Source organism: Alkalibacterium iburiense, assembly GCF_039521845.1.
Classification (GTDB): Bacteria; Bacillota; Bacilli; order Lactobacillales; family Carnobacteriaceae_A; genus Alkalibacterium; species Alkalibacterium iburiense.
This window is the reverse complement of the sequence record NZ_BAAACW010000020.1, coordinates 1-14,194: the sequence shown is the minus strand read 5'-3', so window position 1 is coordinate 14,194 and position 14,194 is coordinate 1. Positions and strand designations below refer to the sequence as shown.

The following is a 14,194-nucleotide window of genomic DNA, read 5'->3' as shown; positions in this document are numbered from 1 at the left end:
TCTCGTGGGATTATGATGATGTTATTTTGGTACTCTCTCAATTTTTGGTATTACGGAACATTCGCTTAAACACAACTGAAATGCACCAGATTTTGGTACTCTCTCAATTTTTGGTATTACGGAACACATGCAGATAATTGCTGACGACACGACCGATTTTGGTACTCTCTCAATTTTTGGTATTACGGAACAATGTTTATTAATATTAATTGATTCTTTAGATTTTGGTACTCTCTCAATTTTTGGTATTACGGAACGAACAAGCTAAACGTGAAGCTGATATAGCTATTTTGGTACTCTCTCAATTTTTGGTATTACGGAACATCAAAGGAATTTCAGATGTGGTTATGGAGATTTTGGTACTCTCTCAATTTTTGGTATTACGGAACACAGACTAGCTGCATCCGATGCACCATTAGATTTTGGTACTCTCTCAATTTTTGGTATTACGGAACATGTTCGGTATCGAAGCTGCAGATGCCTCAATTTTGGTACTCTCTCAATTTTTGGTATTACGGAACTAATAGTCGCTGTCGATTACTCCCACGCTGATTTTGGTACTCTCTCAATTTTTGGTATTACGGAACCGTTAATACAAGACGAGATATGCTGTTCTCATTTTGGTACTCTCTCAATTTTTGGTATTACGGAACAATGATTATTGATATTAATTGATTCTTTAGATTTTGGTACTCTCTCAATTTTTGGTATTACGGAACAGAATGAGGAATCAAAGACGGAAGTGGCTTATTTTGGTACTCTCTCAATTTTTGGTATTACGGAACGACTAAAAGAAGCATTCGCTGATCACGAATATTTTGGTACTCTCTCAATTTTTGGTATTACGGAACATTATTATATTAGACACTGGCGAACTAGTTATTTTGGTACTCTCTCAATTTTTGGTATTACGGAACTCTTTTCCAATTACTTGTATCGGCTCGTCGATTTTGGTACTCTCTCAATTTTTGGTATTACGGAACAGTCCACCTTGTGAGTCTTGGTCGCTTGCTATTTTGGTACTCTCTCAATTTTTGGTATTACGGAACGCCGAAACTAGTTTAGTAACTCCAATGGCTATTTTGGTACTCTCTCAATTTTTGGTATTACGGAACACATGCAGATAATTGCTGACGACACGACCGATTTTGGTACTCTCTCAATTTTTGGTATTACGGAACGAAACAGGCGGGTTTGCTGAAACAGCACTTATTTTGGTACTCTCTCAATTTTTGGTATTACGGAACGCTTAACCTCATCAAGAGATTCTTGCATATATTTTGGTACTCTCTCAATTTTTGGTATTACGGAACACGCTATGTTGAAGAAAAGAACTTCAGCGAATTTTGGTACTCTCTCAATTTTTGGTATTACGGAACTCAATACAGGAAAGTCTATTTTAGTCATTAATTTTGGTACTCTCTCAATTTTTGGTATTACGGAACAAGATATCTGAGAGATTGTTGCACCGCATTATTTTGGTACTCTCTCAATTTTTGGTATTACGGAACAAAAAGATGTCTCCCTTTGGCATCCTATCTATTTTGGTACTCTCTCAATTTTTGGTATTACGGAACTAACCGGATCTATGGCGCAACGCTCCTATTATTTTGGTACTCTCTCAATTTTTGGTATTACGGAACAATCACTATTGGAGGCAGACCGGGAACTGGATTTTGGTACTCTCTCAATTTTTGGTATTACGGAACCCAATGGGCGTTGGATATATACAGCGACCTATTTTGGTACTCTCTCAATTTTTGGTATTACGGAACTAAAAGGAGTGGTGATAGTTGAGTATCGATATTTTGGTACTCTCTCAATTTTTGGTATTACGGAACATTTCAGACTAGACTACAAGGCTCTTGCAAATTTTGGTACTCTCTCAATTTTTGGTATTACGGAACACTTAAACTACCTCCTCGAATGCCGTGCCGATTTTGGTACTCTCTCAATTTTTGGTATTACGGAACAAAGACCCCCACCGATTAAGGTGAGGGTGTATTTTGGTACTCTCTCAATTTTTGGTATTACGGAACGTCTGCTCAATCTTAGCCCCATCCTTAAGTATTTTGGTACTCTCTCAATTTTTGGTATTACGGAACCTAAAGCAATCGAACGCAATGACTTTTACAATTTTGGTACTCTCTCAATTTTTGGTATTACGGAACAATGGAGAATCGTACTTAAAGAAAGTTTATATTTTGGTACTCTCTCAATTTTTGGTATTACGGAACCTAAAGAGGAAATCATGAGATATACAGTAGATTTTGGTACTCTCTCAATTTTTGGTATTACGGAACCAAAAGCAATCGAACGCAATGACTTTTACAATTTTGGTACTCTCTCAATTTTTGGTATTACGGAACTGGGAGAAGCTACTCAATCGAGTAAATGGGATTTTGGTACTCTCTCAATTTTTGGTATTACGGAACTTCCATTTCCTCTGTTATGTCTTCTGAATATTTTGGTACTCTCTCAATTTTTGGTATTACGGAACTCGACGATGTAAAAATTAATAGGCACTCTTATTTTGGTACTCTCTCAATTTTTGGTATTACGGAACAAAGACCCCCACCAATTAAGATGAGGGTGTATTTTGGTACTCTCTCAATTTTTGGTATTACGGAACTAAACAAAGAAGTGGAGGTAGATGAATCATATTTTGGTACTCTCTCAATTTTTGGTATTACGGAACTAAAGGATTGGCAACCTCGTGGCAGAACATATTTTGGTACTCTCTCAATTTTTGGTATTACGGAACTTCACATTCGCTGCGTTCAACGTTCCCGCTATTTTGGTACTCTCTCAATTTTTGGTATTACGGAACAATACGCTTGTCGCTGCGATAGTCCAGCAAATTTTGGTACTCTCTCAATTTTTGGTATTACGGAACCCAGACAACTTACAGATTGCGTACATCCCAATTTTGGTACTCTCTCAATTTTTGGTATTACGGAACAGTATCCGCCTGTATGAATCTCCATACTCTATTTTGGTACTCTCTCAATTTTTGGTATTACGGAACATTGAAAGTAGAAAACTACGCAGACATTCCATTTTGGTACTCTCTCAATTTTTGGTATTACGGAACAACTATTAAAGGAGAATGATTAAACATGGCATTTTGGTACTCTCTCAATTTTTGGTATTACGGAACTCACGAACAAAACAAAGTTTATCAAGCGTAATTTTGGTACTCTCTCAATTTTTGGTATTACGGAACGGAATTTGGGTGTATCTATTAGTTCAGGGATTTTGGTACTCTCTCAATTTTTGGTATTACGGAACAGCACCCCATATATCTTCCGTTACCCAATCATTTTGGTACTCTCTCAATTTTTGGTATTACGGAACAAATAGCGGTAACTTTTAACGGTTGCCGCTATTTTGGTACTCTCTCAATTTTTGGTATTACGGAACGTAAGTGTATTTGCCTAAATCTACTTTTAAATTTTGGTACTCTCTCAATTTTTGGTATTACGGAACATGTTTTTAATGTTTAATTGTTGCACTTTGATTTTGGTACTCTCTCAATTTTTGGTATTACGGAACACAAAAAGAACAGTCGGTCAATGTGTACGGATTTTGGTACTCTCTCAATTTTTGGTATTACGGAACGGAACTTTCACTGTGTCTACCGGTTCAATCATTTTGGTACTCTCTCAATTTTTGGTATTACGGAACTAGATGAAGGAAACAGGGACAATTGGCTAAATTTTGGTACTCTCTCAATTTTTGGTATTACGGAACTTCATGAATGAAACAATCTCACTTTTTGCTATTTTGGTACTCTCTCAATTTTTGGTATTACGGAACACTTAATAAATGCGATTGCTTTGAAATCTATTTTGGTACTCTCTCAATTTTTGGTATTACGGAACCTTGTTCCAACCCACGTTCTTTCCACACAAATTTTGATACTCTCTCAATTTTTGGTATTACGGAACTTAACAATCATAATGCACAGGTTGAACCTTATTTTGGTACTCTCTCAATTTTTGGTATTACGGAACAAGTTTCGATAATCATTACTTTTTTCATTTATTTTGGTACTCTCTCAATTTTTGGTATTACGGAACAAGCGTGTATACAAACGTAGACGGTTACGGATTTTGGTACTCTCTCAATTTTTGGTATTACGGAACAGAGAATACTAAACCATGCTTCTCCTACTAATTTTGGTACTCTCTCAATTTTTGGTATTACGGAACCTTTCCATCTCTAAGTCGGATGTGCCCGCATTTTGGTACTCTCTCAATTTTTGGTATTACGGAACGACAGAAAGGTGGGGTAGATGATGGACATTATTTTGGTACTCTCTCAATTTTTGGTATTACGGAACCATCTTTGAACGTAGACGAATCAGTTATAGATTTTGGTACTCTCTCAATTTTTGGTATTACGGAACTAGATGATTATGAACGTGGATTGGACTTGTATTTTGGTACTCTCTCAATTTTTGGTATTACGGAACAGTTAAAACATTTAGTAGTCTAGATGAATTATTTTGGTACTCTACCAACCTTTGGATTACAGAAAGTAAATTTATGAAGAATTACTTCTACGGTTATTTTGTACTCTCTCAATTTTAGGTAGTATTTTACATTCATTACGAATAGACCTCTCTATTATAAAGTTATAGAAAGGTCTATTTGTGTTTTTTTCTTTTAAGATAAGCTCCAGTAGCAAGTTTAAAGTTGAATGAAATACTATAGCACTATGATGCTATTATGATAATTCATGTATAACTGGTATCTTGATACTTGTATCATCATGTTTGTTTCTTACATTTTATTTTTCAAATCCTCTATCATCTCATCTAAAAGAGCTTCTTGGTAACCAGGCAGTTTCCTTTCCAACATCACGTTACTAACCTCTGTCAACAAAGGGTGATTAAAATTACTTAATTGATTTAAGCGAGCTTCAGATATTGTATCATTATCAGAAATTGAATTATGATAGGAAGATTTATCCATTTTCCAAAGTTTTACGTTCTCAGGATACCGATTTAATAAACGATAAGCCATACCTATCCCCTCTGGATCCAAATCACTCGCGTAATGCAATATGTGATCTGATTCAACGAGCAAATCGAAGACTTTCCAAGCTGCTAACTTAAATTGTCCGTGTGTGCATATTAAAGGAGCATTAGGGACTTCTTCCAGTAAGCTTGAAAAGACACCAGAATTTTCAACTACCCACACTTCTTTTCTCGAATTATTTGAATGTAAAGACTGCACATGAAATAATTCTCTGATTGGAATATTCAGCACACTGTTGGAATCACTTGCTGCTTGCCACAGTTTGTCTTTATCAGATTCTGTTTCAGCAAGCAGATTAACTACTGTCACATAATTTGTTATATCATCTCTTAAGATATTAAAGGAAAATAGCAATTCACTTATTTCCTCGCTTGAGCTTGGAACAAGCATTTTTTCTCCTAACTTGAAGGTTAACAAATGTATCAATAGTCTACCTAAGACTTCATTTCGATCAAAAGCGTGTGGGTTTGATGTTATATGCTGGGCAAATACTGGTAAGCGCACTGGTTTATCAGGTAACGAATCAATGGATTTATTCAAATGAATGGTATAGGTTTCAAATTGTTCAAAAGAACCATCAATCAGGCGATGAATCCAGTGTGCATCAGCTGGATTACTTTCAATGTAAGCTAACCAATCTCTAATTAAATGAAACTTGTTTTTCAAATCATTAAAGTACTTGTTTTTCTGATGTAATTTATTTTCTCGCTGTTCACTATTAGATATAAGTGGCTGATTGAAATAAACTTCCAGTAAATCCTTTAAGTCAATTTCACCAAAACGATACAAGGTTAACTGCTTTTCGAATTGTAATAGGGTCAATTTGTTTTTTTCAACTAACTGATCTAAACGCATCCCCATAAATTCTGCAAGAACTGCCATCTCTTCATGGGTAAAGGCTTTAAGCGAAACAGATCCGGCTACTCGTCCTAAGGATTCATACTTTTTTTTGAATTCTAAAAATAGTTTCTGATAAACAGAGTCGGATTTGAAATACTTTACTGCTTCCTTCAACTGCTTTTTATCCTTCTTCATTCGTCAACAACGTCCTTTTCTTTCCATCCCAATTGTAGCGAATAACAGCAACATGATCTGCATTTTGTGGTCTAAAGAGTTCACTAATTGCTAGTTCAGAAACTGTTTCATAATCTCCCCATAGAGCTTGCGAGTTCATAATGTAATTGAATCCCAGTTCTTCTACGACTTCAAACAAGTCAGCTATATTTTGGTCATCCACCCCTGCAAATGCCTCATCTAGAGAAATAATATAAGGAGCGTGCTCCCCTGCCTCTAAATAACGAGAATAAGTAGCTATAAAGAGCGGAATATACATTGCTCTTGCTTTTTCTCCCCCACTAAATTTATTGAACTGATTGTCAGTCAGTGGGCGTTTTCTCTCATCCCCTGTACGCTGGAAACTTAGTTCAAATGAAAACCAGTGTCTATAATCTAAGACTTGTTTTAACACTTGAAGCAAGGTCTGCATTTCAGTCGAGTCATCCATCATAGCTTTCGCACGGTCAATTTTTTTACGGAAGTGTGTGGTCACACTGTCAATATCTTCATCTTTCAGTAAACGAGGATTTTGACGTAGCAAGGCAACTAAATCTTTTGTATCCAATTCTTCTTCAGTATCTGCCGTTCGTGGTTTCCATTTTATAGAGAAATGCAGACCACTAGAATCATTTCTAGAGTCCATTAAGTTTTTCATTTCTTCAACCCAATGTTCGGCTCGCCCAATTCTAGCTCTTAGTTTGTTTCCAACAGAGTGGAAAAGTATTTCTTCATATAACTGCTTGTCCTGATCATCTAAGAACACTTTTTGGCGGTCACGTTCCTGATTTAAATCAGCTTCTACTTTAAAAGGACTTACTTTTTTCTCTGTGTGAGTCATTTCAATCAAGTCTCTTGAACGGACACTTTTCCATTTATCAATGTATGACTGATAGAAACTCGTAGAATTATCAGTCATCCAATCCGGGATGTCAGTATGAATCGTACGCTGCAAAGGACTGTACCGCATTAAATAATCTTGCTGATCGTTTCTAACGCGAGATAATCGTGCAATTAATTGAGAAGTGTCTTGATTCAATGAATGGCCAAATTCATTGATAACTGCTTTGGCTTTTTCCTCATTATTAGAATAGTCTAAATCAAACGTGTAAAAACCTCTTTTGTACTCCACTTCAAAGGAATCATTCCATGCTGTCTTCAACTGTTCCCAAAAAACCAAGCGCTCCTCTATAGAGCTGAGTTCTTGTTTAGCATGATGCAGGTCTCTCTTGCTTGCGGAACGTTCTTCTCTTTTCGATCCTATCATTTCGTTTAAACGCTGTATCTTGTTACGGACCTCTTCAATCTCTTTTTGAATGTCCAGTAAGCCTTCTTGTTCCATTTGTTCTTTAATGTGTTCAATATCTTTAGTTAAATGGCTAATGCTGGCCTCGCTGACATTGCTGTCTCCTTTTAGCTAGAGGATATCTTCTTCTAACTCTTCCAATCGTTCGATTGTAACGTCTTTTTGTTGGCATGCATTTAAATAAAGCCCATGTTCTCGACGTAACTCACTCAATTCTTTTTCATAGGCCCGCATATCTCTCATTGCTTGAAGATAAGTAGATAAGTCTAACTTTAGAGAGAGGTCTCTCGTTTCCTTATCTAGAGTGACTTTCAATTGACGCGCCCGACTGTCAATCTGTTTCAATTCTTCAGATAAAATAGTGACTCGGTCATTTAATTGAGCTACGTTAAATCGAATTCTTTCTAAGTTTTTAAAAGCTTCAGACAAGTCAGTATCTTTTGGGAAGTGCTCAAATTGGTCTTTAGCCGTCTTCATAGCTTGTTTAACATTTTCAATGAACTGGTCAATTTCATTTAATTTCTCTTCTTCTGCTAGAATGAGACTTTCTATACGGATGATATTTTCTTCTCGATACCGTTTACGTGCCGCTTTACCAATAAATCTTACAGACTCAATAGGAACAGCATGACCTTTCATTAAACCAACAGAATACGTTCCTTCTTCTGAAATAGAGAGAACTTGATTGTCAGACTCATCTATCACTATACTTCTTAAGACTTCATCCACTACTTCATTTGAAATAGCCGCCTCATTATCTAGATCAGGTTTTAATATATCCGCAAGTGTGTAAGCCATCAATTGAGGATTTGGTTTCAGGATGCGGTCATGTTGAACGGATACATCTTTCTCCGTAATCAACGCGTCTAGTAAGCCCGTTTCCAGTAAAGCCGATTCGATCCGTAATTTCGTTTCCTCACTAATCCAATCATGAAATTCAACCACACTGTATAATGGATGAGCATTCATACCACTGCTTTTTAATATTTGTCGTGATTCTTTTGTCAAAGGATGAGTATCTGGGTCAGGATCTTTTTTGTTTTTCCATTCTGCCAACTCTTTTTCTAATTGTTTGATAGCTTCTATTGTGTGTTTCTTTTCTGTCTCCAGTTCAGCCCGTTCACGGTTTTTAGCTGACTCTATATGAGAAAGAACCTCTCGAATCGGTTCGCGTATCTGATCGTAACCAGTGTCTTCGTAAAGAGTATCAATAGATTGAGAGATTTTTTGAATCGTCTGGTCAGGAATAACAAACTGATCGGCTTCTCTCATCCAATTATGAATAGCATTCAACTGATTCTTCTTTTCTTCATTAAACCATGTCGACCAGTCTTGTTCCTGATGTCTTAAGCCATCTAGTTCTTGTTTGACCTTCCCTAAATCTCTTTCTTTTTCTCCATATTTTTCTCTTAAAGCATTCAGGTCTCGCAACTCTTCTGAAATGTCTTCTAAAAGAGTAAGATAACGAGTCACTTGTGATTCCCAAGCAGAAAATGAGAAAGCCGTCCCTTTATTAGCACGAAAATCTTCTTCATGAATCGCATGCGTCCCCTCAAAAGAAGCTTCTGTCGCATCCATTTCTAGCTCTTCTAATAAGTCTTTCATTTTTTCTTCTTTTTTAGAAATGGCTATTTCCGTTTGTTCCAGAGCCTCTCGATGAGAGTATTCATTTTTACGTGTAGAAGCTAAACGATTTTGTATTTTATTTAACTGGTCTGTTTCTTTTCTTAACGCTTCCCTTTTTTCTTTGTATTCATTTTCTAAGTTCCAGACATTATGTTGTCTTAACCGATCCAATTGCTTTTGAAATACGCTGACATCTATGGTATCTTCATTAATTTCTTTTTCTAAGCGAGCCATCAACTCTTCTAGAGACTGAACCTCTTTATTTTTTGAATCAAAGTGATTTTTTTCCTTATTTAACTCATCAACTGTCTGACTATAGCCTTTCGCCTGATCGAGCAACACTTTTTTATTATAGGTGGTATAGACGCGATTCAGTTCAGATAGGGCCTGACTTTCAAGATCTAGTTGTTCCAGCTGCTGTTTGGTCTGATCCATTTGTTCGATTGTATCTGAGAGATGTCTTAAATCTTCATCTGTTAAAGGAGGCAGCGCTTCTTCTAAAATTTCATAAATTACGGTTGGTTTAAAATCCTTGGATAACTTAGGACTGCGCAGTTGAATCAACAGTTTAATTAAATCCTCGTACTCTCCCATAGTGTCGTAATCGAAAATATATTGGTTTACTAAGTTAGCATAATCCTGCCTTGAGTCAACCACATGTCCACCATTTTTTAATCGATTACGTAACTGTATTTTTGACAAGGGGATTTTGACTTGTTTTCCGTCGTGGATGTCATCCGTATATAAAGAAAAATCATGGCCGATTCTTCTATTATCCGTTATCAAAAAGCCCCAGAATTTTAATGGCTTTGTTCTTCTGGCATGGAGACCTATCCCAATCGTTATGTACTGATTTGTTTCTTTTCGTTTAAATTCCATATAAAGATAACCCGTGCGTTCGTCAATACCAGAGACCTCTTTTTCACCAAGCAAATAATCTTCCATTCGTCTCGCTCTCGAGTTGAAGGGATCTAGTCTCTCCGGACGAGTAGAGCCATCCAGTAGAACCGGTAAAAAACTTTGCATCGTGACTGATTTACCTGAGCCGTTATTTCCTCTTAACAGCAGTTTTCCTCCTGAAAAATCAAAGGTTTCATCCTCATAGTACCAATAGTTAAATAAGCCAGCACGGTTGATTTGCCATTTATTTCCAATTGTTTTCATTTAATCATCCTCCTTTTCAAAATCTTTCGGGTATGTTCCAATCATACGCGCCACTGAAGGCAATAAAACAATTAACCCTGTCTCTTCTTCTACTTTTACAAAAGACCAGTCTATCATATGGTCAAGAGCATCATCAGCTATTTTTTTCAGTCCGCTTTTTTCTCGGTATTCTATACTCCATCCCGCTTGATACTCTCTTCTAACTTGTTCAACCAGCTGTTCAAATTGGGCACGTGTCAAACGGGCTTCTCCAAATGGGTTGCGTTCGAAGTTTTCTAAATGACGATTGATATAAGCGTGTATATGAAGCGTGATATTAGAGAGGGCTTTTCTGTCGGGAAAGGATTCATACTGTTGCTTTTGCTCTGGTAAGGTCAACATGGCTGTGTTTTTTGTTACTTCCATTTCAAAAGGGGTATGCTCTTCAATGTCTTCTCTCACTCGGTTTCGATACCGTCTAATATAATCAAAGTCCTGATCCTCTTCATTTTCTCGATACATAACAGGTTCCAGTAATAACTTTCTGTAGGCTCTTTTTCGTCTGGAATCCTCTTGGTTTCTTTCCCAGTCCATGTTTAAAATATCTTCTACGGTCTGGCATTCTTTCAGTGACCGAATATGGTTACGCATGAAGTAACGTGAATAGATGGTTGCTTGATACAAAACTTCTTGTTCTTGAGAATGAGAAAATTCCTCTACACCACCAGCATAGCTATCAATTTCTTTAATACAGTCCAACTCCACGAGCTTTTTCAACACACGAACCAGTGATTGTCGGTGCTGGTAATTCGTCCAATCTAAGGGGTATAAACCAGGATAGAGTTCTTCTATTTCAGTCGCTATTTCAGAAAGTAAGAACTGATCATCGACAGCATGTGTTTCTAAAAAAGCTAGTCCACACGTGAAAAGCACATAATCTCGTGATGTTTGAAAATCTAAGATACCCATCCACCTTTTTGGATTAACAGGAACTTTTTCCATTTTGATAAAATCTTTTTGAACTATCAAGGCATACCCAAGTTTTTCACTAATGTATTGTTTTAAAGCTCTCTCATTTTCACGAATTAACTGATAATCCTTTGGGTCTTTTTCTCGCAGAATCCAAAAGTTTTCAAATAAAAGAGTCAACGCTTCTTGTTGATTGCTGTTAAAGCCTGTTTCAAGCATTAATTTTTCCTCCTTCGTCTTTCACAATTTCAAACGACACATTAGGCATATCTAAATCACCGTCGTCTGAGTGTAAAACAATACGGTCGGGATGCCGTATCACTTTTATTCGCATGCCGAAGTCTGTTTGAATCGTCTGTTCTTCTTGCCCCATTGCCTTTCCAATCCACGATAAAAAAATTTGCCGCACACTGGGTTCAATCTTTTCAATGGTTTCTAAATCAATGCGCTGATTTTTAATATAATGGTCAATCCACTCACGTTCTTGTTTCTTTACTTTCAAAAATTGTTGCCTTGCTTCCTGACGTTTTTCAGATCGGTCGATAACTGCACCTGGACTAGTTTTCTCACGATAGGCACGTATCATCGGTTTGGTTTGATGAATGACGGGACTTAAATCCCATGTATCCGTATAAATGTCATCTGATGGGTATTGAGTCATATAGTAATGGCGCGTATGGCTCACTCCAAAAGCTGCCGCAAACAATTCGTGAGCCTGGTCAACATCCTCACATTCATTAAACCAGTTTGACAGATAAATGTAATCTTCCCGGCGGCTTCTGAAGTTCTGATGGCGTTCACCCATGCGTTGGACAACCTGAGTAATTTTTCGAATGGCTTCAGTTGTCCGTTCCAGAAGCATCTCTGACTCACTGACTCCAAAGGATTGATTCCCTATAAACCAGGACTGAATCGCTTCCCATTTACCTGAATATTCTTCAAAAGGTTTAGATACTTCTGTTACGTCTACCTCTTCAAAGCGTGCTTGAGATTTGTGTCGCCATACCTGTTCAAAGAAATGAACCATTTTAGCAGCGGAGAGATCCTTTAGCAATTCTGTTATTTGTTCAGACGTGGACTGCATCGCCCGTATAAATTCCCTTAAGTATTTAGTGAACTGATCTTTGTAATTTAAAAACGCTTCTGTCTTCATGCGTTCTTCTACTTCTTTACTGTTTATGTAAGCAATATAATCTGATGTGTTTTTGGCGATTTGGCGGAAGTAAGTCTGAATATCTTCCCAAAGTTGACTTGTTTCTTCGTCAGTCACTATTTTATTTTGAAAAACAATGTCTTCCACTTCTTGAAGCAGGTGATACAAGCGGGTAAACTGAGTTCTCTCCAATGCTCCTCCAAAGGATTCTTCTTTGTTTTCTATTTCAATCAGCATACGTTCGAACTCAATCGTATAAGGAGATGGCTGATAACGGAATCGTTTCTTCTTATACTCTTCAATTGTTTTCGAATGACCAATTTCTTGAGTCGGTTTCAGATTCCCCCACTTAACGAGCTGGTCTAAATCTTGATGGAGTGTATCTTCTTCGTAGTCAGCAAACCCTTCTTGTTCTTTTAAATAGGTATACACTTCTTCAGGAAACATAAACTCACGCATGCGTTCGTGTTGGATATAAAAATAGCGCAAAATCATTCGGTACCGTACATGATTTTCCGCTGTTAGATAAGATGCTTCTTTTATTTTTCTGAGAGACATTCAAAACCGTCCTTTAACGCGTTATTTCCTTTAGTTTAGCATATTTAATAGGATGGAGAAAGCGTGTCCTTAGACATTTTAGTAATCGTACATTTAGTGATTAAAATCCTCTAGTAGAAAAATTAAATGAACGTTAACATAATTTTGTTTCATTATAATCACTAGAAGAGTATAATAGGAGTATAAAGAGAAAGGAGTATGAATTATGACTACTAAGAAGAAAAAAATTCAAGTTAATATTGAAAGAGACTTAGCTAAAGAAGTGGATGAAGTTTTAGACTCGTTGGGTATGAATCCTACGGTATTAATAACAGCCTTATACAAAAGAGTAGCTGCAAAAGGGGAGATTCCATTTGACCTTAGTCTGACTGAAAAAGAGAAAAGTATAATAGAATTACAAAAAGCAGTTGAACTTATTCCCACTGAAGAATTTAACACCTCTGAAGAATTTTTAAAATGGTTAGACGAAGCATGAAGCCAGCAGATCTTGTAGTTGTATTTATAGAGTTTACTGATTCGTCCAATGGCAAAGTGAGACCAGCTATTGTAATAAAAAAATTAGATGATACACTAGTCTGTTTTAGAGTAACAAGTCAATTTCAGAATAAATCACTATTAATAAAAGAACATTACTATGAAATTAAAGACTGGAAATTTGCGGGATTAAAAAAGAAGTCATGGATCGATATAGGTTCTGTAGCCAAAATCATTTTAGCCGATACTTCATATAAAAAAATAGGAACTCTATCATTATCAGATATCGAAGGGTTAAAAAATTTTATAGAAAATTATTATGGTTATATTTTGGGCTGAATTATTTGAATAACCAAAAAAGAAGCAATGCTATTTACTAGCAACGCTTCATTTTATAGTATAGGACCATGATATTAGTCTTCTAAATAATTTGGGTTCTACGTCAAATAACGTTGGTGGAGAATAATAATCTTTTTTATTGAAATATTTTAGATAAGTTCTATGGCTCGCTTTAAGCGGCCATAGAACTTGTTTTTATTTGTATTCTATCCTTATGGTTTGGTCTTGGTTTTAAATTAAAATGCAGGATGATGCGATTTTTATAGTTGTTAAAGTTCCTGTAGCCATAGGCTACGCGGTTTAAGACCTTTATTTTATTATTCATTCCCTCTATTCTTCCGTTCGTGTACGGGAAGGTAAAGGTATTTTTGATATGAGGTAAGTGCTTTTTCAATGTCTTGATACTTGTTTTCATATAAGAAGAGAGGCCATTAGAGTAAGCTTGAGTGACTAGCTTATCAAGACCTTCGTAATCATTCTCGCCTACGGTTTTTATAATCGCTTGATAGACGTCGTAAGTTTCTTTTA

General features: G+C 36.5%; 8 protein-coding genes and 1 CRISPR repeat array (1 of these 9 cut by a window edge). Of the genes, 2 read left to right on the top strand and 6 right to left on the bottom strand.

Annotated features, from left to right (window positions below; translation table 11 throughout):
- A CRISPR array of direct repeats spans nucleotides 1-4,477; the repeat unit is 36 nt; unit sequence ATTTTGGTACTCTCTCAATTTTTGGTATTACGGAAC (it extends 1,099 nt beyond the left edge of the window).
- 310 nt (nucleotides 4,478-4,787) lie between these two features.
- From ABDZ53_RS01485 to ABDZ53_RS01465, 5 genes are all read right to left on the bottom strand, one after another.
- Nucleotides 4,788-6,080, bottom strand: a complete 1,293-nt coding sequence (locus ABDZ53_RS01485) for a TIGR02679 family protein (protein ID WP_343753260.1) — start codon at nucleotides 6,078-6,080, stop codon at nucleotides 4,788-4,790.
- Nucleotides 6,067-7,440, bottom strand: coding sequence for an SbcC/MukB-like Walker B domain-containing protein (locus ABDZ53_RS01480; protein WP_343753258.1), 1,374 nt, complete (start codon nucleotides 7,438-7,440; stop codon nucleotides 6,067-6,069). Before ABDZ53_RS01480 ends, ABDZ53_RS01485 begins: the two co-directional genes overlap by 14 nt.
- A gap of 75 nt (nucleotides 7,441-7,515) precedes the next feature.
- Nucleotides 7,516-10,194 (bottom strand): TIGR02680 family protein, encoded by a 2,679-nt coding sequence (locus ABDZ53_RS01475; RefSeq protein ID WP_343753256.1) that lies wholly within the window; start codon nucleotides 10,192-10,194, stop codon nucleotides 7,516-7,518.
- Entirely contained in the window at nucleotides 10,195-11,361 is a 1,167-nt protein-coding gene (locus ABDZ53_RS01470) for a TIGR02678 family protein (RefSeq protein WP_343753254.1), read from the bottom strand. It lies immediately after the preceding gene.
- Nucleotides 11,354-12,853, bottom strand: coding sequence for a TIGR02677 family protein (locus tag ABDZ53_RS01465; RefSeq protein WP_343753252.1), 1,500 nt, complete (start codon nucleotides 12,851-12,853; stop codon nucleotides 11,354-11,356). Before ABDZ53_RS01465 ends, ABDZ53_RS01470 begins: the two co-directional genes overlap by 8 nt.
- A gap of 205 nt (nucleotides 12,854-13,058) precedes the next feature.
- Here ABDZ53_RS01465 and ABDZ53_RS01460 point away from each other — a divergent pair, with 205 nt between their 5' ends.
- Nucleotides 13,059-13,328 carry a type II toxin-antitoxin system RelB/DinJ family antitoxin gene (locus ABDZ53_RS01460; protein WP_343753250.1) on the top strand — a complete coding sequence of 90 codons (270 nt, stop codon included), beginning with the start codon at nucleotides 13,059-13,061 and terminating at the stop codon, nucleotides 13,326-13,328.
- Nucleotides 13,325-13,666, top strand: a complete 342-nt coding sequence (locus ABDZ53_RS01455; RefSeq protein WP_343753248.1) for a toxin-antitoxin system, toxin component, MazF family protein — start codon at nucleotides 13,325-13,327, stop codon at nucleotides 13,664-13,666. Before ABDZ53_RS01460 ends, ABDZ53_RS01455 begins: the two co-directional genes overlap by 4 nt.
- A gap of 172 nt (nucleotides 13,667-13,838) precedes the next feature.
- Here the strand turns inward: ABDZ53_RS01455 and ABDZ53_RS01450 are convergent.
- A partial coding sequence (locus tag ABDZ53_RS01450; RefSeq protein WP_343753246.1) for a transposase occupies nucleotides 13,839-14,194 on the bottom strand: 356 nt, incomplete at its 5' end.